This is a genomic window from Variovorax sp. BGA-UO-ETr-C22 (genome assembly GCF_059567965.1).
Window position 1 is genome coordinate 602,709 of the sequence record NZ_JCAQPA010000011.1, and the last position, 25,719, is coordinate 628,427.

The window sequence follows — 25,719 nt, forward strand, 5'->3', positions numbered from 1 at the left end:
GCCTCCACCCGGCGTATGGCTTCCGGCCTGTGGGCAGGGCGCCGTGGCAGGCATACGCTTCGACCCATGAGCTCCTTCAACCGCCGCTTCGTCTTCTGTCTCGCGCTGCTTCCGGCCGCCTTCGCGGCGCGGCACGTCCGCGCACAGGCGCAGGCACCGGCGCCCGTGCTGCTTTTCAAGGTGGTCTCGCCGCGAGATGACATCGTGGTGGGCATCGAGGCGGCCCAACTGGGCACCGGCACGGCGCCGCCCGTGCAGCGGCTGGCCGCCATGCTGGCCGAGAAGGGCCAGCTCACGCTCTGGCAGTACGCCTCGCACAAGGACGCGAGCGGGGCGCTGGTGCAGGCACCGCTCAGGCAGGTCGTGGTCTTCAGGAACGAGCTGCTGCGCATCGAGCCCTACGCGACGCCGCTGGCCATCCAGCCCCCGGGCGCCGCGAAGTCCTAGACGCCGCGTGCGCGGTCGGCCTTGAACTGCGCGCGGAACTCCGTGAAGGTGCCCGCGTCGAGCGCCGCGCGAATCTCCGTCATCAGGTTCAGGTAGTAGTGCAGGTTATGGATCGTGCACAGCATCGGGCCGAGCATTTCGCCGCAGCGGTCCAGGTGGTGCAGGTAGGCGCGGCTGAAGCCTTCGCGCCCGCCGTCGTTCCAGCTCACGCCCGAGGTGCCCGCGCAGGCGTGGCAGGTGCAGCTCGGGTCGACCGGCTGCGGGTCGCTCTTGTGGCGCGCGTTGCGCATCTTCAGGTCGCCGAAGCGCGTGAACATCGTGCCGTTGCGCGCATTGCGCGTGGGCATCACGCAGTCGAACATGTCGACGCCGTCGGCCACGCCCTGCACCAGGTCCTCGGGCGTGCCCACGCCCATCAGGTAGCGCGGCTTGTTCGCGGGCAGCCGGTGCGGCGTGTGGCCCATGATGTGCAGCATCTCTTCCTTGGGCTCGCCCACGCTCACGCCGCCGATGGCGTAGCCGGGGAAGTCCATGTCGACCAGCGCGGCCAGCGACTCTTCGCGCAGGTTCTCGAACATGCCGCCCTGCACGATGCCGAACAGCGCGTTCGGGTTCTGCAGGCGCGTGAACTCGGCCTGGCAGCGCTTGGCCCAGCGCAGGCTCAGCTCCATCGAGACGCGCGCCTCGGCCTCGGTCGTGATGTGGCCCTTGGTGTCGTAGGGCGTGCACTCGTCGAACTGCATCACGATGTCGCTGTTCAGGATGGTCTGGATCTGCATCGAGACCTCGGGCGTGAGGAACAGTTTGTCGCCGTTGACGGGCGACGCGAACTTCACGCCCTCTTCGCTGATCTTGCGCATCGCGCCCAGCGACCACACCTGGAAGCCGCCCGAGTCGGTGAGGATGGGCTTGTCCCATTTCTCGAACTGGTGCAGCCCGCCGAAGCTCGCCATCACGTCCAGCCCCGGGCGCATCCACAGGTGGAAGGTGTTGCCCAGGATGATCTGCGCGCCCATCTCTTCGAGGCTGCGCGGCATCACGCCCTTGACGGTGCCATACGTGCCCACGGGCATGAAGATCGGCGTCTGGACCTTGCCGTGGTTGAGCGTGAGCGTGGCGCGGCGCGCGTGGCTGTCGGGGTCGGTCTTGAGGAGTTCGAAGTTCAGCATGATGTCGTTCAGTCCTGGGTGCGTGCGAGCAGCATGGCATCGCCGTAGCTGAAGAAGCGGTAGCCGTTGGCGATGGCGTGGGCATACAGCGCCATCACGCGCTCGTAGCCCGCGAAGGCCGAGACCAGCATCATCAGCGTGCTCTTGGGCAAATGGAAGTTGGTCACCAGCACGTCGACGTGCGCGAAGGCGAAGCCCGGCGTGATGAAGATGCGCGTGTCGCCCGTGGCCTCGCCGCTCTTGGCCCACGACTCGAGCGTGCGCACCGTGGTCGTGCCCACGGCGACCACGCGACCGCCGCGTGCCTTGCATCCGGCGATAGCGCGCTGCGTGGCCTCGGGCACTTCGTAGCGCTCGGCGTGCATCGTGTGCTCGGCGATGTTCTCGGTCTTCACCGGCTGGAAGGTGCCGGCGCCCACGTGCAGCGTGACGTTGGCGCGCTGCACGCCGCGCGCTTCGAGTTCGGCCAGCAGGCCTTCGTCGAAGTGCAATGCGGCCGTGGGCGCGGCCACGGCGCCGGGCACGCGCGCGAACACGGTCTGGTAGCGGCTCTCGTCGTCGGCCGAGTCGGTGTGCGTGATGTAGGGCGGCAGCGGCACGTGGCCGCAGCGCTGCATCAGCGCATACGGGTCTTCGCCGGCATCGCTCTCGAAGCCGAAGCGGAACAGCGCGCCGTCTTCCTCGGGCCAGCGGCCCAGCAGCGTGGCGCGAAAGCCGCCCACCATCTCGAGCGTGGTGCCCACGGGCGGCTTCTTGCTGACCTTCATGTGCGCGACCACCTCGTGGCCCTGCAGCACGCGCTCGACCAGCAGCTCGAGCTTGCCGCCGGTCGGCTTCTCGCCGAACAGGCGTGCCTTGACTACGCGCGTGTCGTTGAAGACCAGCAGGTCGCCCGCGCGCAGCAGCGAGGGCAGTTCCTTGAAGATGCGGTCGGCCGGGGCGGGGCCTGTGCCGTCGAGCAGACGGGAGGCGGTGCGTTCGGTGGCCGGGTGTTGTGCCACCAGTTCGGGCGGCAGATGGAAATCGAAATCGGAAAGCGTGAAGGCGCGCATGGTGCTTGAGGGCCGGACGGGCCCGTGCCAAGGAGGCATGGGAAGAGAAAAAGGCGGAGAGCGGCGATTGTCCCATGGCCCGGAATCACGGGCGCCGCTCGGGGTTGCCGAGGCAGAATCGACGCATGGTCGATTCTTCCGTCGCGCGTGTCACGCCGTCCCCCGCCCCTCCTTCCGAAGGCGAGCTCTTCAAGAAGATCCTGGGCGGCGCCTGGATGGGGCTGCACCCCGACATCCGCCGGCGCTTCGACAAGAACCCCCTGCCGGGCAAGGCGCTGCACTACCTGGGCGCGCTCAGCGAGCTGCGCTGCTCGCGCTTCGGCAAGCTCTTGGGGCACCTCACGCAGCCGATGATCCAGGGCGCGCTGATCCCCTACAGCGACAGCCACTTCCCGGTCGAGATCCAGGTCTACGCCCGGCCCGACGACCCGGCCATCTACAAGCAGCGCATCTACCGCCTGCACGGCCGCAAGCCGATCCAGTTCACCAGCTTCATGCGCGAGAGCGAACGCGGCGAGGTGCTGGAGTACGTGGGCATGGGGCTGGGCATGAAGCTGGTGCTGAGCGTGGAGCCCAGCGGCAGCCTGCATTTCCAGAGCGACGGCTATTTCTGGGAGGTGTTCGGCTGGCGCCTTCCGCTGCCGGGCCTGTTCACGCCGGGCAAGACTTTTCTCTGGCACCACAACGAGACGCCCGAGCGCTTCAACATCCGCATCGAGATCCGCCACTGCCTCATGGGCACGACCTTCACGCAGGTCGGCGTGTTCGAGGAAGTGCCGGAGCCGCAGGCGGTGTCCGCATGATCGACACGCACCTGCTGGCCCTGCAGCTCATGGCGGCGCAAGGCGCGCTGGGCGCCTTCGACACGCTCTACCACCACGAAGGCACAGAAGCCCTGCCACGCCGCGGCACGGCGGGGCGCGAGCTGGCGATCCACGCCACGCGCTCGTCGATCTACTGCGCGCTGTTCCTCGGGCTGTCGGCATGGGCCTGGCACGGCGCGTGGGCTTGGGTGCTGCTCGCGGTGTTCGGCGTCGAGATCGTGCTCACGCTGTGGGACTTCGTGGTCGAAGACGGCAGCCGCCTGCTGCCGCCCACCGAACGCGTGACGCACACGGTGCTGGCCATCAACGCCGGCGCGTTCATCGCGCTGCTGGCGATGAGCGCGGTCGGCTGGGCAGCGCAACCGACGGCGATGGTGTGGCAGCCGCACGGCTGGCTCAGCGCCTTCCTGGCGTTGTGCGGCGTGGGTGTCGGTATCTCCGGCCTGCGCGACGGTTTCGCGGCGCGCGCGCTGTTCAAGCAGCAGAAGCAGGCGCAGGTACGTGCCGTCGAGGCCCCAGTGCGCTTCGGTACGAAGCCGCAGCAGGTGCTGGTGACGGGCGGCACCGGCTTCATCGGCCAGATCCTCGTGCGCCACCTGCTGGCCGACGGCCATGCGGTGACGGTGTGGACGCGCGACGCGCGCGGCGCCGCCTGGGGCTTCGGCGGCGCGGTGCGCTGCGTGCAGTCGCTCGACCAGATTCCCGCCGCGGACACGATCGACATCGTCATCAACCTCGCGGGCGCGCGCATCCTCGGCCAGCGCTGGAGCGCGCGGCGCCAGCGGCAGCTGCTGCAAAGCCGCGAAGGCCTGACGCAGCAGCTCGTCGCATGGATCGCGACGCGCCCGCGCAAGCCGTGGCTGCTGCTCTCGGGCTCGGCCATCGGCTACTACGGCGTGCAGCCGCAGGGCGACGCCACCGAACTCGCCGAAGACGCGCCGCCGCAGGACATCTTCATGTCGACGTTGTGCCAGCGCTGGGAGCGCGCCGCGCACGCGGCCGTGGCGCACGGCGTTCGCGTGGCCTGCCTGCGCTTCGGCTTCGTGCTGGGCCACCAGGGTTCGCTGCCGCAGCTGCTGATGCCCGTGCAACTGGGCATGGGCGGGCGCCTGGGCAGCGGGCGGCAGTGGCTGTCGTGGGTGCATGTGCATGACCTGATCCGCGCCGTCGCACATGTGTGGACGGTGACGGAGCCGGACACCGGCCCGGCCAGCGCGCAGGCCTTCAACGTCACCGCACCGGGTGCATTGAGCCAGGAGGCCTTCACCCGCGTCGCGGCCAGCGTGCTGCACCGCCCCTGCTGGATGCCCACGCCCGCCGCGCCCGTGAAGCTGCTGCTCGGCGAGCAGGCCGACCTGCTGCTCGAAGGCCAGCGCGTGGTGCCGGCGCAGCTGCTGCGCACCGGTTTCCAGTTCATGTTCCCCGATGCCCGCAGCGCCTTGACGGACCTTTGCCGTCCACGCTAGAAGCCTTGTCCGTGCCCGCCAAGAAAGAACCGACTCCCCCTGCCGCGCCGGCGCAACCGCCCGGCACCGGCCTGAGCCTCGTGCAGCGCGCGCTGCGCAAGCTCGGCCTCGTGCGCGACATCGACTTCGCGCTCTACCTGCCGATGCGCTACGAGGACGAGACCCGCATCGTGCGCCTGGCCGACACGCGCGACGGCGACATGGCACAGGTCGAGGGCGTGGTCACCGAGTGCGAGGTGGTGTTCCGCCCGCGCCGCCAGCTCATCGCCACCATCGACGACGGCAGCGACACCTGCCAGCTGCGCTTCTTCAACTTCTATCCGTCGCAGCAGAAGCAGCTCGCGGTGGGCGCCAAGGTGCGCGTGCGCGGCGAGATGCGCGGCGGTTTCGTGGGGCGGCAGATCATGCATCCGACCGTGAAGGCGGCCGGCACGGCGCTGCCCAACGCGCTCACGCCGGTGTACTCGACCGTGGCCGGGCTCGCACAGCCGGTGCTGCGGCGCGAGGTGCGCTCGGGCCTGGCGCGCGCGCTGCTCGACGAGACCATTCCGGTGCAGATCGGCCTGCGCGGCGCGTGGGACCTGCGCAGCGCGCTGAGCTTCCTGCACTACCCGACGCCCGACGTGTCGATCGCCGCGCTCGAAGACCACAGCCACCCGGCGTGGCAGCGCATCAAGGCCGAGGAGCTGCTGGCGCAGCAGCTCTCGCAATTGCAGGCGCGGCTGGAGCGCGCGGCGCAGCGTGCGCCGGTGCTGCCTGCGTCCACCGACGCGGCGGCGAGTTCGCTGCATGCGCAGTTGCTCGCCGTGCTGCCCTTCGGCCTCACCGGCGCGCAGCAGCGCGTGGGCGAGGAGATCACGGCCGACCTGCACCGCCAGATTCCGATGCACCGCCTGCTGCAGGGCGACGTGGGCTCGGGCAAGACAGTGGTCGCGGCGCTGGCCGCGGCGCGCTGCATCGACGCGGGTTTCCAGTGCGCGCTGATGGCACCCACCGAAATCCTCGCGGCCCAGCACTTCGGCAAGCTGGTCGGCTGGCTCGATCCGCTGCTGGCCGAGCGCGGCCTGCGCGTGGCCTGGCTCACGGGCAGCCAGAAGAAAAAGGAACGCGACGAGATGTCGGCCGCCGTCGAAAGCGGCGAGGCCGCGCTGGTCATCGGCACGCATGCGGTCATCTCGGAGAAGGTGCGCTTCAAGAGCCTGGCGCTGGCCATCATCGACGAGCAGCACCGCTTCGGCGTCGCGCAGCGTCTTGCATTGCGCGGCAAGGCGGGCGGCGACCTCGAGCCTCATCTCTTGATGATGAGCGCCACGCCGATTCCCCGCACGCTCGCGATGAGCTACTACGCCGACCTCGATGTCTCCACGCTCGACGAACTGCCGCCCGGCCGCACGCCCATCGTCACCAAGCTGGTGGCCGACCACCGGCGCGACGAGGTCATCGACCGCATCCAGGCGCAGATTTCGCAGGGCCGGCAGGTCTACTGGGTCTGCCCGCTGATCGAGGAGAGCGAGGCGGTCGACCTGCGCAACGCCACCGAGACGCGCGACGAACTCGCGGGCACGCTGGGCGACCACATCCAGGTCGGCCTGCTGCATTCGCGCATGCCCACGGCCGAGAAGCAGGCGGTCATGGCCGCTTTCACCGCGAACGAAATCCAGGTGCTGGTGAGCACGACGGTGATCGAAGTGGGCGTGGACGTGCCCAACGCCTCGCTGATGGTGATCGAGCATGCCGAGCGCTTCGGCCTGTCGCAGCTGCACCAACTGCGCGGGCGCGTGGGGCGCGGCGCGGCGGCCTCGGCCTGCGTGCTGCTCTATGCGCCGGGCGACAGCGGCCGCGTCGGCGAGGCGGCGCGCGCGCGGCTCAAGGCGATGGCCGAGACCGGCGACGGTTTCGAGATCGCGCGGCGCGACCTCGAGATTCGCGGCCCCGGCGAGTTCCTCGGCGCGCGCCAGTCGGGCGCGCCGCTGCTGCGCTTTGCCGACCTCGCGACCGACACGCTGCTGCTCGACTGGGCGCGCGAGCTCGCGCCGGTGATGCTGCAGAAGCACCCCGAGCTGGCGCAACGCCACATCGATCGCTGGCTCGGCACCAAGGCCGAATACCTCAAGGCTTGAGCAGGTCGAGTAGCCGGTCGAGCCCGCCCTCGTCGATCGCCAGCATGGCCGCCTCGCGCACCATCGGCTTGGCGTGGTAGGCCACCGACAGCCCCGCCGCGCGCATCATCGGCAGGTCGTTCGCGCCGTCGCCCACGGCGATGGCCCGGGCCGGCGATATGTCCATCGCGCGGCAGCATTCGAGCAGCTTGTCCTTCTTGGCCTCGCCGTCGCAGATGTCGCCCCAGGGCTGGGGCAGCATGCGCCCGGTGAGCCGGCCGTCTTCGATCTCCAGCACGTTGGAGCGCGTGTCGTCCAGCTGCAGCCGCTCGCGCAGCCGGTCGGTGAAGAAGGTGAAGCCGCCGCTCAGCAACACGACGCGCAGGCCTGCTTGCTTGCACGCGGCGATCAGCGTCTCGGCGCCGGGGTTCAGGTGCAGGCGCTGGTCGTACACGGCCTGCAGCGCCGACAGCGGCACGCCGCGCAGCAGGGCCACGCGCCGGCGCAGGCTGTCCTTGTAGTCGGTGATCTCGCCGCGCATCGTGGCCTCGGTGATCGCCGCGACCTCGGGGCCGCAGCCCGCGATGTCGGCGATCTCGTCGACCGTCTCGATGTCGATCAGCGTCGAGTCCATGTCGAAGGCGATCAGCTTGAAGTCCGACAGCCGCAGGGAAGGAAGGGTGAGCGTGGTGGTCATGGGGTGGGGCTTCCCGCGTTCCAGTGCTGCGTGCCGAGCCAGTCGACGAACTGCCGTGCCAGCGCGGCCACCGGCCCTTCGGTGCGGTACAGCGCATAGACGCCCGAGGCCGGCAGGCGCGGCTCGGGAAACACCAGGCGCAGCCGGTCGGCGCGGATGTCTTCCTCGAGCAGGCACCAGGGCGCCAGCGCGAGCCCCAGGTCGTTCATGGCGGCCTGCATGCAAAGAAACTGGTGGTCGAACACGGGGCCCGGCAGCTGGGGCGGCACGCGCACGCCGGCCAGCTCGAACCAGCGCGGCCAGTTCTCCAGTTCGCCGGCGGCCTGCAGCAGCGGGTGGCCCAGGCAGTCGGCCATGCTGGCGATGCGGTGGCGCTCGATGAAGCGCGGCGACGCCACGGCCACGAGGTGGTCGTCCAGGCAGCGCACGCAGGTGTGGTCGGGGCGCTGCATGGGGATGCGGCGGATCAGCACGTCGCTGCCGGCCTCGGCCTGGTCGAAGAACTGCCGGCCCAGGGTCGACAGCTGCACGTCGGTCTGTGGCGCCAGGGCCTGGAAGCCGGCCAGCCGCGGGATGAGCCACTTCATCGCCAGCGAGGGCGTGGTGCACACGCGCAGGCTGGCGCGCTGATGGGGCGACTTCAGCGCGGCCGTGGCGCTGGCGATGCGGTCCAGGCTGGCCTGCACCTCGGCGAAGTAGTCGCGCGCATGGGGCAGCAGCGTCGCGCCGCGGGCCTCGCGCGCGAACAGCGGCTGGCCCAGGTAGTCCTCCAGCAGGCGGATCTGCTGGCTGACGGCGCTGTGCGTGATGCTGAGTTCGTCGGCGGCCGCGGTGAAGTTGGCATGGCGCGCCGCCGCTTCGAAGGCGCGCAGCGCCTTCAAAGGGGGGAGGCGTCGGGTCACCACATGCGTACCTTGGCGAGCGGGCTTGTCTTCCTCATGTTCTTTTCGTGTTCGGTTGCGTGCCGCCCGGGGTCGGAGGCCGGCGCGCATCGTAGACCGGGAAGCCTGCAGAAAAACTAACCGGCCGCCTTAAAAAATACGGCTGGTGGCACGCGGGGGGCACACCTAGCATCGCGCTTCCTTCCACCCTGAACAAGAGACATGGCTTCCATCACCATCGACAACGTCGTGAAGCAGTTCGCCAACCAGACGGTGCTGCAGAACCTGTCGCTGCATGTGCCCGATGGCGCCTTCTACACCCTGCTGGGCCCCAGCGGCTGCGGCAAGACGACCCTGCTGCGCTGCATCGCGGGCTTCAACGAGCCCGACGGCGGCCGCATTCTTTTCGACAAGGACGACGTGACGCGCGTGTCCACCCACCACCGCGACATCGGCATGGTGTTCCAGGACTACGCGCTGTTCCCCGACAAGACGGCCTTCGACAACGTGGCCTACGGCCTGCGCGCGCGCAAGGTGCCCAAGGCCGAGATCGCCCGGCGCGTCAACGAGGCGCTGGACAAGGTGAGCCTGCTCGCACTGGCCGACCGCTACCCGGCGCAGATGAGCGGCGGCCAGCGCCAGCGCGTGGCGCTGGCGCGCGCGCTGGTGATCCGCCCGCGCGTGCTGCTGATGGACGAGCCGCTGTCCAACCTCGACGCCAAGATGCGCCTGCAGATGCGCGATGTGATCCTGGACCTGGTGCGCGAAGCCGGCATCACCACCGTGTTCGTCACGCACGACCAGGAAGAGGCGCTGGCCATGTCCGACCGCATCGCCATCATGGACCGCGGCAGCATCGCGCAGCTGGGCACGCCCGAAGAGCTGTACGGCACGCCGGTGAACGCCTACGTGGCTGACTTCATCGGCTCGGCCAACGTGATTCCCGTGCCGGCCGAGTCCGCCGGCGGGGCTGCGTCGCACGTGCGCTACCAGCTGTGCGGCCAGCAACTGGACGGCAAGCAGGGCGGCGCCGCGCTGGGCGCGCAGGGCATCCTCATCGCGCGCCCCGAAGCGCTGTCGCTGATGGCGCCCGCGCCCCACGTGCCCAACGCCATCGCGGGCGAGGTGCTGCGCCGCCAGTACCTGGGCTTCAAGACCGCCTACCGCATCCGGCTGCACGACCAGTCGGAGATCCGCGTCGAGCTGCACGCCGGCAACATGGTGGCCGACTTCCAGGCCGGCGATGCGGTGCAGGTGCTGGTGCCGGCCGACAGCCGCGTCGTCGCTGCCTGAACGGACACGCACGCCATGAAAATCAACTGGTGGCCCTGGGGTTTCCTGACCCTGCTCAGCCTCGTGCTGCTGCTGTTCTTCGTGTTCTACCCGCTGGGCACGCTGTTCGTGAACAGCGTGCGCGACGAGTCGGGCGCGTTCTCGCTGTCCGGCTTCATCACCTTGCTGCAGGACAGCGAATACCTGCTCGCGTTCCGCAACACGCTGGTGCTCGGCGTGTCGGTCACAGCCTGCACCGTGGCCGTGGGCGTGCCCTTCGCCTACATGGTGGCGCGCTACGACTTCCCGCTGAAGAACCTGGTGGCGGTGCTGCCGATCATGACCATCGTGATCCCCGAGATCATCGTCGGCCAGTCGTGGCTGCTGCTGCTGGGCAACAACGGGCTGGTGACCAACTTGCTCGCGGGCGCGGGCATCACGCTGCCGACCTTCTACGGCTGGACCGGCATGGTGTTCTCCATGACGCTGGTCTACTACACCTACATCTACCTGGGCGTGCTGGCCGCGCTGCGCGGCTTCGACGGCCAGCTCGAAGAGGCCGGCCTGAGCCTGGGCACTTCGCCGCTGGTGACCAAGCTGCGCGTGCTGGTGCCGGTGATCCTGCCCGCGGTGCTGGTCAATGCGCTGGTCGTGTTCACGCTGGTGGTGGGCAACTTCGCGCTGTCGGTGGTGCTGGGCAGCAGCGTGCCGCTGCTGTCGGTCATGACGTACAACGCCTTCGTCGGCGAGATGGGCGGCAGCCCCACGCTGCAAAGCGCGATGTCGGTGGTGTCCATCGGCATCGTGGCCATCGTGCTGTTCTTCCAGAAGCGCGTGGTCGAACGCAAGATCTACACGATGACGCAGGGCCGCGCGCCCGCCGTGGTGCGCGTGCGCTCGGGCGCGGCGGTGTTCTACACGCTCAGCGTGGGCGTGATCATCGTGCTGTCAATGCTGCCGCTGCTCATCGTCTTCGTGGGCGCCTTCACCGAGACCAGCGGGCCCGTGATGCGCTGGGGCCAGTGGTCGCTGTCGAGCCTGGAACGCGCGCTGCGCGGTGCGCCCGAGCCGATCATCAACTCGCTGAAGTTCGCCTCGATGGCCACCTTGGTGGGCGTGGCCTTCGCGGTGCTCGTGAGCTACCTGACGATCAAGAAGCGCAACCCCTTCACCCAGCTGCTGGACTACATCGTGGTGCTGCCGCTGACCATCTCGGGCACGGTGCTGGGCATTGCGCTGGTGCAGACCTTCAACACCGGCTGGCTGGTGCTGGCGGGCACCTCGGGGATCATGGTGCTGTGCTACACGGTGCGCCGCCTGCCCTTCGCGGTGCGCAATGCGTCGTCGACGCTGTTCAATATCTCGGACTCCATCGAGGAGGCCTCGATCAGCCTGGGCGTGTCGCCGCTGAAGACCTTCTTCAAGGTGCTGCTGCCGGCCATGAAGGCCTCGATCATCTCGGCCGCCATCCTGATGTGGGTGACCACGATCTCGGAGCTGTCGGCCTCCATCGTGGTCTACACGGGCGGCCTGGAGACCATGCCCATCGCCATCTTCCGCCAGGTCGACGGCGGGCGACTGGGCCTGGCCTCGGCCTACGGTGCGGCGCTGGTCAGCGTGATCCTGCTGCCCATCGTGGTGGCGATCAAGGTGTTCCGCATCAACCTCTTCTCCAGCAAATGACCCACCCATTCACTTCAACCTGCGAGGTTTTCATGTCCTTCAAGTCCCTGGCGAAATGCGCGTTCGCGACCCTGGCCCTCACGGCGGGTGTCGCGGGTGCGCAGACGGTGGTGCTCTATTCGTCCAACAACACCGAGACCGTCGAGACCGCGCTGGCCGTGGTCAAGAAGAAGACGCCCGGGCTCACGGTGCAGCAGGTCACCGGCGGCACCGGCACGCTGATGAAGCGCATCCAGGCCGAGGCGAAGAACCCGCGCGGCGACGTGCTGTGGAGCGGCGGCTTCGGCACGCTGGGCGCCTACAAGGACCAGATGGCGCCCTACAAGTCGCCCGACCTCGCGGCCGTGCCCGCGGCCTTTCGCGGCCCGAACGACCTGTGGGTCGGCACCAACGTGCATGTCATGGTGATGATGGTCAACGAGCGCCAGCTCAAGGGCATGCCCGCGCCCAAGACCTGGTCGGACCTGATGCGCCCCGAGTGGAAGGGCAAGTTCGCCATCACCGACCCGAGCAAGAGCGCCACGGCCTACATGCTGGTGTATGGCCTGCTCAAGCAGTTCGGCCGCGACGGCCTGGGCAAGCTGGCGGCCAACGCGGTCGTCACCGCCTCGTCGGGCAGCACCTACAAGGGCGTGGCCGCCGGCGAGTACCCGGTGGGCCTGACCATCGAGTACGCGGCGCAGGAGTACGTGGCGGGCGGCCAGAAGGAGATCAAGCTGGTCTATCCCACCGAAGGCAGCTACCTGGCACCCGAAGGCATGTTCATCGTGAAGGGCGCGAAGAACATGGACGCCGCCGTCGCGCTCTACAACGGCCTGCTGAGCAAGGAGACGCAGCAGGAGCTGCTGGTGAAGAACTTCCGCCGTCCGGTGCGCAGCGACATCGCGGTGTCCAAGCTCACCTCGCTGCCCGACCTGAGCGCCATCAAGGTCTTCCCGCTCGACCAGGAAGCGGCCTCGGCGGAGTACGAGCAGCTCGTGGCGCTGTGGAACCTGGCGGTGAAGGCGCGGTGACGAGTACGGCGAAGGCGCCTTCGACGCCGGTCAGCGCCTTCGATCTGTTCAAGATCGGCATCGGCCCCTCGAGCTCGCACACGGTCGGGCCGATGATCGCGGCGCGGCAGTTCGCCTGCCTGCTGCAAGCGCAAGGCCTGCTGCCGCAGGTGGCCGCGCTGGTGACGCAGCTGTACGGCTCGCTGAGTGCCACCGGCCGCGGCCACGGCACCGACCGCGCCGTGCTGCTCGGGCTCGCAGGCCACCGGCCGGACCGGATCGATCCCGACACCATCGAACCCGCCATTGCGGCCATCCGGCGCGAGCGGCGGCTGCATCTGCTCGGCACGCACGCCGTGGCCTTCGACGAGAAGGAGCATCTGCTCTTCCTGCGCAAGAGCCTGCCCCGGCACCCGAACGGCCTGCGCTTCATCGCGCTGGATGCGCAGGGCCAGGCCTTGGTCGAGGCTGACTACTTTTCGGTGGGCGGCGGCTTCGTCGTCGATGCGCAGGGCGAGAGCGTGCGCAACGAAGCCGGCGTGCAGCGCCCGGCGCCGGCCGCGCTGCCCTTCGCCTTCGACACCGGCGCGGAACTGCTCGCGCAATGCCGTGCGCAGGGCCTGTCGATCGCCGCGCTGATGATGGCCAACGAAACGCAGTGGCGACCGCAGGCCGAGGTACGGTCGGAGCTGCTGCAGGTGTGGGACGCGATGGCTGGCGCCGTGCGCCGCGGCTGCGCGAGCACCGGCACCCTGCCCGGGCGCATGCAGGTGCGGCGGCGCGCGGCCGACCTGTTCGCTCAGCTGCAGGGCAGCGGCACCGCGCAGGCCGCGCCCGACCCGCTCGCGGCGATGGACTGGGTCAACCTGTACGCCATGGCCGTCAACGAAGAGAACGCGGCCGGCGGGCGCGTGGTCACCGCGCCCACCAACGGTGCGGCGGGCGTGATCCCGGCGGTGCTGCATTACCACCAGCGCTTCTTTCCCGGCGCGGGCGACGAGGCGGTGGTCGAGTTCCTGCTCACCGCGGCGGCCATCGGCATCCTCTACAAGAAGAACGGCTCGCTCTCGGGCGCCGAGGTCGGCTGCCAGGGCGAGGTCGGCGTGGCCTGCTCGATGGCGGCGGGCGCGCTCGCCGCGGTGATGGGCGGCACGCCGGGCCAGGTCGAGAACGCGGCCGAGATCGGCATGGAACACAACCTGGGCATGACCTGCGACCCGGTCAGCGGGCTGGTTCAGATCCCGTGCATCGAGCGCAACGCGATGGGCGCGGTGAAAGCCATCAACGCGGCGCGCATGGCCCTGCGTGGCGACGGCTCGCACTTCGTGTCGCTGGACAAGGTCATCCAGACCATGATGCAGACCGGCGCGGACATGAAGACCAAGTACAAGGAAACCTCGCGCGGCGGCCTCGCCGTGAACATCGTCGAGTGCTGACCGCCGCGCGGTCGGGCACTCAAGCAGGCCGGCGCGTGAACGCGAGGATCAGCCCGAAGCCGACCATCATGCTGCCGCTCACGCGGTTGAACCAGCGCATCGCGCGGCTGCCGTTGGCCAGCCGGCGCATGCGCGCGCCGAGCAGCGCATACAGCGCGATCGCGACCAGCTCGAACACCAGGAAGGTCACGCCCAGCAGCACGTAGCTCGACGCGTACGCGCCGGGCACCACGAACTGCGGGAAGAAGGCGGTGAACACCAGGATCGCTTTCGGGTTGCCGGCCGCCACCGTGAACTCCTGGCGCACCAGCGCGCGCATCGACGGCGGCGCGGCCTCGTGCGCCTGCACCTGCACCTGCGCAGTCGGTGCCGGCGCGCGCAGCAGCCGCACGCCGATCCACACGAGGTACGCGGCGCCGATGTACTTGATGACGTCGAAGGCCAACTCTGAAGCCACCAGCACCGCGCCCATGCCCAGGCCCGCGATGGCGATCATGACCGCGAAGGCCACGAGCCGGCCGCTCGCCGCGATCACGGCCGGCGACACGCCGTGCTTCGCGCCGTTGGTGACCGACAGCAGGTTGTTGGGGCCGAACGCCATGTTGATGGCGAAGCAGGCGGGCAGGAACAGCAGGTAGGCGGACAGGGTCATGGCGCATCCGGCGGTGGGGGTGGCGGGGTGACCATTATTTCAGCAGTCCGGTGGCGCGCCGCGCTGCCTGCGGTGTTCGTTTGCCCTCGCGTGCACCTCACGAATCAGCGAGGCACCGCTGTGCGGCGAGGCGCGTGGCCGTAGCGCCTGCATCGCTCACCTTGCGGGTTTGCACCAATTTCATGACAAACATGGTGGGGCATCATTTGGTTAATTGTTCAACAAAACATATATCTAAGCTCAACCAAGATGATCTGGTTGAGACCTCGATCCATGGTGGTGTTGACCAATTCCCAAGCCTCGCGGCGACCGGTCGTGAGGCTTTCCTGGTCTGCACATCACATTCATGGGAGCGATTCGTCATGGCAAGCGACTTTCATCCGAGCCCCTTTGCGGGGGACGACTGCAAAGCGAAGGACGCCACGGGCGTCCCGCAGGGCGGCATCTCCTGGCGTCGGAATGCACTGGGGCTGGGCATCTGCGCGGCGGTACTGGCGGGATGCGGTGGCGGCGGAGGCGGCGGGGCTGACCCGGCCACCGTCGCGGCCATTGCAGCAGCGATCGCCGCTGCCAACGCACCGCCGCCCGCACCGCCGCCCGCACCGCCACCCACGACGAATCCCCCACCACCCGCGCCGCCGGCGATCCAGGCCAAGTGCGCGATGGACACCGGCGTCGCGGCCTCCTACGAAGAGCAGCGCCTGCCCAACAAGCTCAGCGCCAGCGATGCGGCGAGCTTCTCGCAACAGCTGCTGCAGGCCAGCGGCTTCGACAAGTTCGGGCCGGCGTTCGCACTCAAGCTGTGCAAGGACGGTCTGGCTGGCGCGTCGAGCTACGACGCGGCCGTCACCCTGCTGAAGGCCGAGGGCCAGCAGCTGTGGCAGGCCGCGGTGGACCGGGTGCAGGGCCGCAAGGTCGAGGGCAGCCTGCCGCAGAGCGACGACCGCATGCTGTACTGGGCGCGCCTGACGATGACGTTCGCGCTGCGCCAGTGGAAGCCCGACTTCCCGCTCGACGACGCACAGCGCGCCGCACTGGAGAACGAATTCGAGCGCGCATCGCGCGGCCAGTACGCGATCGATTTTCCGGAAGGCACGGGCCACAAGCGCATCCTGGTCAGCGGCTTCGATCCCTTCACGCTGGGCACGCCGGGCGTTCACGACAACCCGAACATCCGCATCGGCAACCCTTCGGGCGCGACCATCCTCTCGCTGGACGGCAACACCGTGGCGCTGGGCGACGGCACCACGGCCGTCATCCGCACCTTCATCCTGCCCGTGAACTACCCGCCCTTCCTGCAGGGCATGCAGGAAGACACGCTGGGGCCGTGGTTCAAGCCCGGGCCCAAGCGCGTGGACGCGTCCATCTCCATGAGCCAGGGCGGCGGAGCCTTCCACCTGGAGCACTTCAACGGCCGCTACCACCTGGCCAGCATCCCGGGCAACGACAACGTCTGGCCCGCCTGCATGGACGGCGACAGGTTCCCGTCGGTGCTGGACTGCGACATCTATCCGCCGGAGCGCTGGCTCGGCTTCCTGCCGCGGCCCTGGGCCAAGGAGACACCACCGCAGTTCACGGTGTCGACGCTGCCGTTCCAGGCCATGATCGACGCGAAGACCGGCGAGGGCGTCATCAACCGCGACACCGGCACGCCGGGCGGCTGGGGCGTGATTCGGCGCGACACCTACAACGTGCAGCCGTGCAAGAAGGACGCGCTGGGCCCGCTGGACAACAACTGCGCCCGCACGGGCGGCGGCGGCAACTACCTCTCCAACGCCAGCGCTTACCGCAACACGCTGCTGCGCGACACCTTCAAGCTGAACATTCCCGCCGGCCACATCCACACGCCGGTCATGACGCGCTTCGGCGCGGACAGCGACGGCAAGATCACGGATGCAACCTTCGAGGGCTTCCGCGACTCCATCGTGGCCCAGGGCCGCAACCTGGTGATCGCGATGGCGAAGACCCTGTCGGCGCCGGCACCCTGACAACGTTGCATCACAAGAAGGCATGGACATGAAACACCAACTCTTCATCGGCATCGTCGGCCTGGCGTTGTCGGGCGCGGCCCTGGCGCAACCCACCGAGAGCTTCTACCTGATGCGCAACAAGGTCAGCGGCAAGGCCGTCTGCGCGCAGCATCCGATCAGCCCCGACTGGGTGCGCGAGGCCGGCCCCTTCAAGGACCAGGACTGCAAGGTCGCGGACAAGCCCGAGCCCCGGCGCTCCGACCTGCCGGCCAGCCCGCTCGAGCTGGCCCCCAAGAAGAAGGAATAGCCGGCTTGGCCGTCGGCGCCACGGCGTGCATGGATTGCACGCCGCGGCTTCGCCTCGTTCATTCGTTTCCTCTCCCTCCCTTTTCCCTCTTTGCACTCCTGGAGCGTTTCCATGCGAAATCCCTACGCGCACGCCGTCGTCACTGCCTTCGCGGGCCTGGCCTTCTCCCTCGGCGCCCACGCCCAGACCAAGTGGGACCTGGCCAATGCCTACCCCGCGACCAACTACCACACCGAGAACATCACGCAGTTCGCCAAAGACGTGGACGCGGCCACCGGCGGCAAGCTGAAGATCACGGTGCACGCCAACGCGTCGCTGTTCAAGGCGCCCGAGATCAAGCGCGCCGTGCAAAGCGGCCAGGCCCAGGCCGGCGAGATCCTGCTGGCCAACTACGCCAACGAGAACCCGATCTACGCGCTGGACGGCGTGCCTTTCCTGGCGACGACCTATCCCGAGGCCCGCAAGCTCTACGACGCCTCCAAGCCCGCGATGGACAAGCTGCTTGCAGCGCAAGGCATCAAGGTGCTGTTCGTGGTGCCCTGGGCGCCGCAGGGCATCTACACCAAGAAGGAGATCGGCTCGGTGGCCGACCTGCGCGGCATCAAGTGGCGCGCCTACAGCCCGGCCACGGCCAAGATCGCTGAACTCATCGGCGCGCAGCCCGTGCAGATCCAGCAGGCTGAACTCAGTGCCGCCATGGCGACCGGCGTGATCGAGAGCTACATGAGCTCGGGCTCCACCGGCTACGACACCAAGACCTTCGAGCACATCAAGAACTTCTACGACACGCAGGCGTGGATTCCGAAGAACGCGATCCTCGTGAACGCCAAGGCCTTCGATGCGTTAGATGCGACCACCAAAGCAGCGGTGACCAAGGCCGCAGCCGACGCCGAGGCGCGCGGCTGGAAGGTCGCACAGGAGAAGAACGACGAGTACAAGCGCCTGCTCGCCGAGCGCGGCATGAAGGTGCACAAGCCTTCGCCCAAGCTGGACACCGACATGCGCCAGGTCGGCGGCATCATGCAGGCCGACTGGCTCAAGGCCGCTGGTGCAGACGGTGCTTCCATCGTCGACACCTACAAGAAGAAGTAAGCCGTGCGCCGCTTCCTCGATCGCCTGTACGACGGTGCAGGCGCGCTGGGCGCTTTCTGCGTCTTCCTGATCTTCGTGCTGATGATCGTGGCCGGTGTGGGCCGCCAGATGAACTGGCACGTGAGCGGGCTCAACGACATCGTCTCCTGGCTGTGCGCCGCAGCGGCCTTCTTTGCGATGGCGCATGCGTTCCGGCATGGTGACTTCGTTCGCGTGACACTGCTGCTGGACGCGGTGCCGCTGAAAGTGCGACGTGTGCTGGACGTGATGTGCCTGCTGATCGCGGCAGTGTCGGTGGCCTACCTCACCTACTGGGCCACCAGCTTCACGTACGAAAGCTACGAGTTCGCGGAGATGGCCACGGGGTTGGTGGTCATTCCGATCTGGATTCCGCAGTTCGCCTTCGTGATCGGCTGTTGGCTGCTCTTGATCGCCATGCTCGATGAGCTGGTGGGCGTGGTGCGCGGCGAAAAGCCCAGCTACCAGCGCGCCATCGAAGAACGGCACGCTGCCGGCGATTTTTCCTCCGACGTCTGAACGCACGCCATGCTCGAAACACTGCTCATGGGCGCGCTCTTGCTCGCCATCATGCTTCTCCTGCTCGCCGGCGGCGTGTGGATCGCCATGACCCTGGCCATCGTCGGCTGGGTCGGCCAGGCCTTCTTCACCAACACCCTGCCCGGCAAGAACCTGTTCTCGGCCTTCTGGGAAAGCAACGCGAGCTGGGAGCTGGCGGCGCTGCCCCTGTTCATCTGGATGGGCGAGATCCTGTTCCGCACCAAGCTCAGCGAGGAGATGTTCGAGGGCCTGCGGCCGTGGCTGAACCGCGTGCCCGGCCGGCTCATGCACACCACCATCCTCGGCTGCGGCGTGTTCGGCTCGGTCTCGGGCTCCTCGGCCGCCACCTGCGCGACCATCGCCAAGGTGGCGCTGCCCGAGCTCAAGCGCCGCGGCTACAACGAGAAGCTGGCCATCGGCTCGCTGGCCACGGCCGGCACGCTGGGCATCCTGATCCCGCCGTCGATCACCATGGTGGTGTACGCCGTGGCGGCCGACGCGTCGATCATCCGCATCTTCCTGGCCGGCTTCCTGCCGGGCTTCTTGTTGATGCTGCTGTTCTCGGGCTACATCGGCTGGTGGAGCCTGCGCCACCCCGACCAGGTACCGCCGGCCGACCCGCCCACCACCTTCATGGAGAAGATCAGGCTCTCAGGCAACCTCATTCCCTGCGCGCTGCTGATCGTGTTCATCGTCTGGGTGCTGGTGGCCGGCTGGGCCACGGCCACCGAGTGCGCGGCCTTCGGCGTGCTGGGCTCGCTGGCCATCGCGGCCTATGGCAAGAGCCTCACCTGGCAGAACTTCAAGGACGGGATCATGGGTGCCACGCGCACCAGCTGCATGATCATGTTCATCCTAGCCGGGGCCGCGTTCCTGACCAAGACCATGGCCTTCACCGGCATCCCGCGCGAGCTGGCCGAGTGGGTCGACAGCATGCATCTGTCGCCCTACGCGCTGATCGGCGCGCTGGTGGTGGTGTACCTGGTGCTGGGCACGGCGCTGGACGGCATCTCGATGATCGTGCTGACCAGCGCGGTGGTGCTGCCGATGATCCAGAAGGCGGGCTTCGACCTGGTCTGGTTCGGCATCTTCGTGGTGCTGCTGGTCGAGATCGCCGAGGTCACGCCGCCGGTGGGCTTCAACCTGTTCGTGCTGCAGAATATGACCGGCAAGGACAGCAACGTGATCGCCAAGGCGGCCATTCCGTTCTTCTTCTGCCTCGTGCTGTGCATCGCGCTGATCACGCTGTTCCCGGGTATCGTCACGATCCTGCCCGACCTGGTGATGGGCAAGGAGCGCTAGCGCGGCAGCCCGCGCGGCGCGGGCGGATTCAACTAGTTGTCGAGTCCGCCGTCCGGCATCTGCCGTGCATACACCGCGAGCACGATGCGCTCGGAGTGGATGAGGTAGTCGTTCAGCGCCGCCGAGCCTTCTGCGAACTTGCCGGCCTCGATGAGCTCGAGCAGCTTCGTGTTCATGTCCACGTAGGGCGCGTGCAGGAACTCCGGGTCTTTCAGCAGCCCGAAGGCCAGCCGCAGCTCGACCAGGATGTGGGCGAACAGCACGTTCAGCCGCTCGCTGTCGGCCAGCTCGACGATGCCCTTGTGGAACTCCATGTTGGCCGTGCCCACGCCCAGCCAGTCGCCAGCGTCGCGGCACTTCAGCGCCATCTCGACCGCCTCGCGCATGTGCTTCTTGGCGGGGTGGCGCGGGTAGGCCTGCGCCAGCGCCTGGCACTCGATGAGCCGGCGCACGCGGTAGATGTCGATGATCGACGCGATGCTCGGCACCGCCACGAACACGCCGCGGTTCGGCGCGTGCTTGAGCAGGCCTTCCTTGGTCAGCGTGCGGAACACCTCGCGCAAGGTGTTGCGCGAAATCTCCAGGTTGTCGGCCAGCGCGGCCTCCGACAGCCGCTGCCCTGGCGAGAACTCGCCCTTCACGATCTTCTGGCGGATCAGCTCGGCCACGCGGTCGTTGAGCGTGAGCGCGCCGGCGGCCGGCGAGGCGGGGGAAGCGGGGGAATCCAGTCGGGTCATGCCGGTCGGTCGGAGGGGAAAAGGGAGGGGCGCAGCGAGCCTGCGTTGTAACAGACCGCCCCCGTGCCACGCCGCGCCGATGCACCGAAACGCGCCCGTTTCAGGGTTTTCATGGGGGTATTCAGGCACTGTTGTTGGGCACACTACATTAAATTGTTCAACAACTTGTTTGAAATGAGTGATTCATAAGAAATGAATTGCTCATTCATTGGCATGAGGTTTGCATCAATCGACCGCACCGGTGCCCCTGCGCCGGTGTTTTGCATTGCAACGAAAGACCAACCATGACACCTGAAGTCCCCCTGTGGCCGCTGATCGGCGTGGCCGTGATCATTGCGGGGTTCATCCTGCGCTTCAATCCGATGCTGGTGGTGATCGTCACGGCCATCGTGACGGCGTTCGCCGCCGGCTTCGGCCCGATGGCGATCCTCACGGCCATCGGCACCGGCTTCATCAAGACGCGCAACCTGCCGCTGATCATTCTTCTGCCGCTGGCGGTGATCGGCCTGCTGGAGCGCCACGGCCTGCGCCAGCACGCGCAGAACTGGATCAGCCGCATCAAGTCGGCCACCGCCGGCCGCCTGCTGATCGTCTACCTCGCGGCGCGTGAACTCACGGCGGCCATGGGCCTGACCAGCCTGGGCGGCCATCCGCAGATGGTGCGTCCGCTGCTCGCGCCGATGGCCGAAGGTGCCACCGAGACGCGCTACGGCAAGCTGCCCGACCGCATCCGCCACAAGCTGCGCGCCTATGCCGCGGCCACCGACAACGTGGGCCTGTTCTTCGGCGAAGACATCTTCGTGGCCTTCGGCGCCATCGTGCTCATGACCACCTTCCTGCACGAAGCCGGCATCGACGTGGAGCCGCTGCACATCGCGATGTGGGGCATCCCGACGGCCATTGCCGCTTTCATCATCCACGCCTGGCGCTTGCGCCGGCTCGACCAGGCGCTGGCCCGTGAGCTGGGCGGCGCCGCAGAAGCCGACGTGCCCGCCACCGCCGTGCCCGCCAAGGAAGGACGCTGAGCATCATGATTCTCTCGATCCAGCACCTGTACCTCCTGGTCGGCTTCATCCTCGCCGTCACGGCCGTGATGACGCTGGCCGACCGCCAGCACCCCAAGCGCTACACCAGCGCGCTCTTCTGGGGCATCTATGCGCTGGTCTTCCTGGTCGGCGACAAGCTGCCGCCCGCGCTCGTGGGCGCCGGCGCGATCGGCATGGCCGTCATTGCCGGCCTGCGCGGCGTCGGCGCGGGTAAGCACCGTGAGCCCACGCCCGAGCAGTACCAGGCCAGCGCCACGCGCCTGGGCAACAAGCTGTTCATTCCGGCGCTGGCGATCCCGCTGGTCACCGTGATCGGCACCGTGGGCATGAGCCACATCAAGCTCGGCGGCACGCTGCTGCTCGACCCCAAGAACACCACGCTGGTGAGCCTGGGCATCGGCTGCGTGGTGGCGCTCGCGCTGGCCTGCTGGCTGACGCGCGAGACGCCCGTGCAGGGCATGCGCGAGTCGCGCCGCCTGACCGACGCGCTTGGCTGGGCCGTGGTGCTGCCGCAGATGCTGGGCATGCTGGGCCTGGTGTTCTCCGACGCCGGCGTGGGCAAGGCGGTGGCGCACATCACCACCAGCTACATCAACATGGACATCCGCTTCGTCGCCGTGGCGGTGTACGTGCTGGGCATGGCGCTGTTCACCATCATCATGGGCAACGGCTTCGCGGCCTTCCCGGTGATGACGGGCGGTGTCGGCGTGCCGGTGCTGGTGGGCGTGTACCACGGCGACCCGGCCGTGATGGCGGCCATCGGCATGTTCTCGGGCTACTGCGGCACGCTCATGACGCCGATGGCGGCCAACTTCAACATCGTGCCCGCGGCGCTGCTGGAGCTGCCCGACAAGAACGCGGTGATCAAGGTGCAGATACCCACCGCGGCCGCGCTGCTGGTGGTCAACATCTTCCTGCTGTACTTCCTGATGTTCCGCTGAGGCACCGCGCATGACCACCGCCACCGATGGCAAGGCACGCCGCGTGCTGCTCGCGGGCTTCGAGCCCTTCGAGAACGACCCGGTCAACCCCGCGTGGGAAATTGCTCGCGCGCTCGACGGCTGGACCTGCGAAGGCGCCGTGGTGCAGGCGGTGCAGCTGCCCTGCGTGTTCGGCCGCGCCATCGACACGCTCGACGCTGCATTGATCGGCCCGCCATTGCAGCTGGTGCTGTGCATCGGCGCGGCGGGCGGGCGCACCGAGATCTCGATGGAGCGCGCCGCGCTGAACATCGACGACGCGCGCATTCCCGACAACGCCGGCCAGCAGCCCATCGACCTGCCCGTGGTCAGGGATGGCCCGGCGGCCTACTTCTCGACGCTGCCGATCAAGGCCATGGTGCGCGACATGCGCGCGGCAGGCCTGCCCGCGGCCGTGTCCAACAGCGCCGGCACCTTCGTGTGCAACCACATCTTCTACGCGCTCATGCACCGGCTCGCGACGCGCCCGGCGCTGGCGCACACACGCGGCGGCTTCGTCCACGTGCCTTACCTGCCCGAGCAGGCGGCCTCGAAGCCCGGCGTGGCGAGCATGGCGCTGGCCGCGCAGGTCGAGGCTTTCCGCGTGGCGATACGCACCGCGCTCACCGTGCGCCACGACGTGCGCGAGACCGCCGGCCGGCTGCATTGATTCCTGAGGCGTGCGTGCACGCCGGAGACCCCCGATGAACATCGACTTGAACAGTGACCTCGGCGAAAGCCTCGGCGTCTGGCGCATGGGCGACGACGCCGCCATGCTCGACATCGTCAGCAGCGCCAACGTGGCCTGCGGCTTCCACGCCGGCGACCCCGCGGGCATCCTGCGCACGCTGCGCCAGGCGAAGGAACGCGGCGTGGCCGTGGGCGCCCACGTGGCCTACCGCGACCTCGTCGGCTTCGGCCGCCGCAACATGGACGTCGACAGCGCCGACCTGCGCGCCGACGTGATCTACCAGATCGGCGCCCTGAAGGGCCTGGCCGCCGCGGCCGGCACCGAGGTGCGCTACGTGAAGCCGCACGGCGCGCTGTACAACACCATCGCGCACGACGAGCGCCAGGCGCGCGACGTGATCGCCGCCCTGCGCGAGATCGACGCCGGCCTGGTCCTCGTTGCGCTCGCAGGCTCGCCGCTCGTCGGCTGGGCCGAGGCCCAGGGCCTGCGCGTGGTGGCCGAGGCCTTCGCCGACCGCGCCTACACACCGCAAGGCACGCTGGTGTCGCGCCGCGAACCCGGCGCCGTGCTGCACGACGCCCACGACGTGGCCGAGCGCATGCTGCGGCTGGCCAACGAAGGCACCGTCACCGCCATCGACGGCAGCGTGGTGCGCATCCGCGCCGATTCGATCTGCGTGCACGGCGACAGCCCCGGCGCGGTCGAGATGGCGCGCCGCGTGCGCGAACGGCTCGTGCAGGCCGGCGTGACGATCCGCCCCTTCACCGAGGCCACCACCGCATGACGACCTCGATGCGCTTTCTTCGCGTCAACCTGAATGCCGTGCTGGTCGAGCTCGACGACCTGGCGCAGACCCTCGCGCTGCTGGCCTCGCTGCGCGCTGAGCCCATCGCCGGAATCGACGAGCTGGTGCCCGCCGCGCGCACCATCCTCATCACCTTCCGCCCCGCCGTGCTGCCGGCGGCCGCACTGGCACACGCCGTGCGCCAGCGAAAGCTCGACGCCCGCGAGACGCGCATCGACAAGCGCATCGAGATTCCCGTGCGCTACGACGGCGAAGACATCGCCGAAGTGGCCGGCCTGCTCGGCATCACGCCCGAGGAGCTGGTGCGCCGCCACACCGGCAGCGACTACACCGTCGCCTTCACCGGCTTCGCACCCGGCTTCGCCTACCTGAGCGGCGGCCACCCCAGCCTGAACGTGCCGCGCCGCGCGGTGCCGCGCACCCGCATCCCGGCCGGCGCGGTCGGGCTCGCGGGCAGCTTCAGCGGCGTGTACCCGCAGGCCAGCCCCGGTGGCTGGCAGATCATCGGCGTGACGGACACGCCCATGTGGGACCTGTCGCGCGAGACGCCGGCGCTGCTGCAGCCCGGCGATGCGGTGCGCTTTGTCGATGCCTCGTCGTTGAAGGTGGCGTTGCCTGTGGCCGAGCCCGTGGTTGCAGCGCCCGTGCCTGCGGCCATCGAAGGCGGCAGTGCCTTCGAGGTCCGCGCCGCTGGCTTGCAAGCGCTGTGGCAGGACGGAGGTCGCCATGGCCAGGCGCGGCAGGGCGTGTCCGCCTCCGGCGCGATGGACCAGCGCTCGCTGCAGGCGGCGAACCGGCTGGTCGGCAATGCGTCGGACGTGGTCTGCCTTGAGCTGGCCTATGGCGGCTTCCAGTTTGCCTGCCGCGGCGACGCCGTGATGGCCGTCACCGGCGCCGACGGCCCGCTCACGCTGACCCGCGCCGACGGCGCGCAATGGCCGCTGCCGCGCTACCAGCCCATCGCGCTGGCCGACGGCGACACCGTCACCTTCGGTGAGCCCGTTGCCGGCATCCGCAGCTACCTGGCCGTGCGCGGCGGCTTTGCCGTGACGCCCGTGCTCGGCAGCTGCGCGACCGACACGCTGGCCCGCATCGGCCCGCCGGCTGTGGTCACGGGCGATGTGCTGCCTGTGCGCAGCGTCGCCACCGGCGCAGTCGTCGGAGCCACCGAAGTGCCGCCGATCGACCTGCCCACCGTGCAGGAAGAAGTCGTGCTCAACATCGTGCTCGGCCCGCGCACCGACTGGTTCACCGCCGACGCCGTCGAGCGCCTGTGCAGCCAGCCGTGGGTGGTGACGCCGCAGTCGAATCGCGTCGGCATCCGACTGAACGGCGAGCAGCCGCTCGTGCGTGCCAACACCGCCGAGCTGCCCAGCGAGGGCACGGCGCGCGGTTCGATCCAGGTGCCGCCCAGCGGCCAGCCCGTGCTGTTCCTGGCCGACCACCCGCTCACCGGCGGCTACCCCGTGATCGCGTCGGTCGCCACCCACCACCTGGACCGTGCGGGGCAGATCCCCGTGAACGCCCGCGTCCGCTTCCAACCGATGGACGGCTACGGCCCCATCGAACTTTGATTTGAGAT

The 25,719-nt window shown here is 68.7% G+C and carries 24 protein-coding genes; 18 read left to right on the top strand and 6 right to left on the bottom strand.

All coding sequences use genetic code 11. From position 1 onward, the window contains the following. The first annotated feature begins 66 nt into the window (after positions 1-66). Entirely contained in the window at positions 67-447 is a 381-nt protein-coding gene (locus AC57B8_RS22695; protein WP_307582127.1) for a hypothetical protein, read from the top strand. Here the strand turns inward: AC57B8_RS22695 and tgt are convergent. Together tgt and queA are read right to left on the bottom strand one after the other, a co-directional pair. Then, on the bottom strand, positions 444-1,616 hold the full coding sequence (tgt, locus tag AC57B8_RS22700; protein WP_307582126.1) for a tRNA guanosine(34) transglycosylase Tgt: 1,173 nt from the start codon (positions 1,614-1,616) through the stop codon (positions 444-446). The genes AC57B8_RS22695 and tgt overlap by 4 nt on opposite strands. Before the next feature lie 8 nt (positions 1,617-1,624). Continuing rightward, a complete protein-coding gene (gene queA / locus AC57B8_RS22705; protein WP_496480826.1) occupies positions 1,625-2,668 on the bottom strand; it encodes a tRNA preQ1(34) S-adenosylmethionine ribosyltransferase-isomerase QueA in 1,044 nt (347 codons plus the stop codon). A gap of 125 nt (positions 2,669-2,793) precedes the next feature. On the opposite strand from queA, the gene AC57B8_RS22710 reads away from it, so the two are divergent. Genes AC57B8_RS22710 through recG form a run of 3 tightly spaced genes read left to right on the top strand, consistent with a single transcriptional unit; the run spans position 2,794 to position 7,078 of the window. Further along, positions 2,794-3,471: a DUF4166 domain-containing protein gene (locus AC57B8_RS22710; RefSeq protein ID WP_496480827.1), complete on the top strand. Its 678-nt coding sequence runs from the start codon at positions 2,794-2,796 to the stop codon at positions 3,469-3,471. Further along, positions 3,468-4,958, top strand: coding sequence for a TIGR01777 family oxidoreductase (locus AC57B8_RS22715; RefSeq protein ID WP_496480828.1), 1,491 nt, complete (start codon positions 3,468-3,470; stop codon positions 4,956-4,958). Before AC57B8_RS22710 ends, AC57B8_RS22715 begins: the two co-directional genes overlap by 4 nt. Before the next feature lie 11 nt (positions 4,959-4,969). Beyond that, positions 4,970-7,078, top strand: a complete 2,109-nt coding sequence (gene recG, locus AC57B8_RS22720) for an ATP-dependent DNA helicase RecG (protein WP_496480829.1) — start codon at positions 4,970-4,972, stop codon at positions 7,076-7,078. Here the strand turns inward: recG and serB are convergent. After that, positions 7,068-7,754, bottom strand: a complete 687-nt coding sequence (serB, locus tag AC57B8_RS22725; RefSeq protein ID WP_496480830.1) for a phosphoserine phosphatase SerB — start codon at positions 7,752-7,754, stop codon at positions 7,068-7,070. The genes recG and serB overlap by 11 nt on opposite strands. Then, a complete protein-coding gene (locus AC57B8_RS22730; RefSeq protein ID WP_354348088.1) occupies positions 7,751-8,659 on the bottom strand; it encodes a LysR substrate-binding domain-containing protein in 909 nt (302 codons plus the stop codon). The genes serB and AC57B8_RS22730 overlap by 4 nt, the downstream gene beginning before the upstream one ends. 198 nt (positions 8,660-8,857) lie before the next feature. Here AC57B8_RS22730 and AC57B8_RS22735 point away from each other — a divergent pair, with 198 nt between their 5' ends. From AC57B8_RS22735 to AC57B8_RS22750, 4 genes are read left to right on the top strand one after another with little or no spacing between them, the layout of a single operon-like run. Beyond that, positions 8,858-9,928, top strand: a complete 1,071-nt coding sequence (locus AC57B8_RS22735; protein ID WP_062477439.1) for an ABC transporter ATP-binding protein — start codon at positions 8,858-8,860, stop codon at positions 9,926-9,928. Positions 9,929-9,943: 15 nt separating this feature from the next. Further along, complete coding sequence (locus tag AC57B8_RS22740) at positions 9,944-11,590, top strand: ABC transporter permease (protein WP_496480831.1); 1,647 nt, start codon at positions 9,944-9,946, stop codon at positions 11,588-11,590. Positions 11,591-11,622: 32 nt separating this feature from the next. Continuing rightward, positions 11,623-12,603 (top strand): ABC transporter substrate-binding protein, encoded by a 981-nt coding sequence (locus tag AC57B8_RS22745; protein WP_095950356.1) that lies wholly within the window; start codon positions 11,623-11,625, stop codon positions 12,601-12,603. Then, a complete protein-coding gene (locus AC57B8_RS22750) occupies positions 12,600-14,018 on the top strand; it encodes an L-serine ammonia-lyase (protein ID WP_496480832.1) in 1,419 nt (472 codons plus the stop codon). The genes AC57B8_RS22745 and AC57B8_RS22750 overlap by 4 nt, the downstream gene beginning before the upstream one ends. A 19-nt stretch (positions 14,019-14,037) precedes the next feature. Here AC57B8_RS22750 and AC57B8_RS22755 read toward each other — a convergent pair whose 3' ends face one another. Further along, positions 14,038-14,670, bottom strand: a complete 633-nt coding sequence (locus AC57B8_RS22755) for a LysE family translocator (RefSeq protein WP_496480833.1) — start codon at positions 14,668-14,670, stop codon at positions 14,038-14,040. Positions 14,671-15,032: 362 nt separating this feature from the next. Here AC57B8_RS22755 and AC57B8_RS22760 point away from each other — a divergent pair, with 362 nt between their 5' ends. From AC57B8_RS22760 to AC57B8_RS22780, 5 genes are all read left to right on the top strand, one after another. Further along, positions 15,033-16,658: a PA0049 C-terminal domain-containing protein gene (locus AC57B8_RS22760; protein ID WP_496480834.1), complete on the top strand. Its 1,626-nt coding sequence runs from the start codon at positions 15,033-15,035 to the stop codon at positions 16,656-16,658. 28 nt (positions 16,659-16,686) lie between these two features. Continuing rightward, the gene (locus AC57B8_RS22765; protein ID WP_225616844.1) at positions 16,687-16,947 is read left to right on the top strand and encodes a hypothetical protein; all 261 of its coding nucleotides are present in this window, start codon (positions 16,687-16,689) and stop codon (positions 16,945-16,947) included. A gap of 111 nt (positions 16,948-17,058) precedes the next feature. Beyond that, on the top strand, positions 17,059-18,039 hold the full coding sequence (locus tag AC57B8_RS22770) for a TRAP transporter substrate-binding protein (RefSeq protein ID WP_496480835.1): 981 nt from the start codon (positions 17,059-17,061) through the stop codon (positions 18,037-18,039). Positions 18,040-18,042: 3 nt separating this feature from the next. Continuing rightward, a complete protein-coding gene (locus AC57B8_RS22775) occupies positions 18,043-18,576 on the top strand; it encodes a TRAP transporter small permease (RefSeq protein WP_496480836.1) in 534 nt (177 codons plus the stop codon). Between the two features lie 9 nt (positions 18,577-18,585). Further along, on the top strand, positions 18,586-19,899 hold the full coding sequence (locus AC57B8_RS22780) for a TRAP transporter large permease (protein WP_159279240.1): 1,314 nt from the start codon (positions 18,586-18,588) through the stop codon (positions 19,897-19,899). Between the two features lie 32 nt (positions 19,900-19,931). Here AC57B8_RS22780 and AC57B8_RS22785 read toward each other — a convergent pair whose 3' ends face one another. After that, positions 19,932-20,636 (bottom strand): GntR family transcriptional regulator, encoded by a 705-nt coding sequence (locus AC57B8_RS22785; protein ID WP_307695172.1) that lies wholly within the window; start codon positions 20,634-20,636, stop codon positions 19,932-19,934. Between the two features lie 284 nt (positions 20,637-20,920). Here AC57B8_RS22785 and AC57B8_RS22790 point away from each other — a divergent pair, with 284 nt between their 5' ends. The 5 genes from AC57B8_RS22790 to AC57B8_RS22810 are packed head-to-tail and all read left to right on the top strand — an operon-like array spanning position 20,921 to position 25,711. Beyond that, complete coding sequence (locus tag AC57B8_RS22790; RefSeq protein ID WP_062477421.1) at positions 20,921-21,661, top strand: DUF969 domain-containing protein; 741 nt, start codon at positions 20,921-20,923, stop codon at positions 21,659-21,661. A gap of 5 nt (positions 21,662-21,666) precedes the next feature. Beyond that, the gene (locus AC57B8_RS22795; RefSeq protein ID WP_062477418.1) at positions 21,667-22,623 is read left to right on the top strand and encodes a DUF979 domain-containing protein; all 957 of its coding nucleotides are present in this window, start codon (positions 21,667-21,669) and stop codon (positions 22,621-22,623) included. Positions 22,624-22,633: 10 nt separating this feature from the next. Beyond that, on the top strand, positions 22,634-23,311 hold the full coding sequence (gene pcp, locus AC57B8_RS22800; protein WP_496480837.1) for a pyroglutamyl-peptidase I: 678 nt from the start codon (positions 22,634-22,636) through the stop codon (positions 23,309-23,311). Positions 23,312-23,345: 34 nt separating this feature from the next. Then, a complete protein-coding gene (locus AC57B8_RS22805) occupies positions 23,346-24,116 on the top strand; it encodes a LamB/YcsF family protein (RefSeq protein WP_496480838.1) in 771 nt (256 codons plus the stop codon). Positions 24,117-24,124: 8 nt separating this feature from the next. Then, a complete protein-coding gene (locus tag AC57B8_RS22810; protein ID WP_496482236.1) occupies positions 24,125-25,711 on the top strand; it encodes a 5-oxoprolinase subunit B/C family protein in 1,587 nt (528 codons plus the stop codon). Positions 25,712-25,719: the final 8 nt, after the last annotated feature.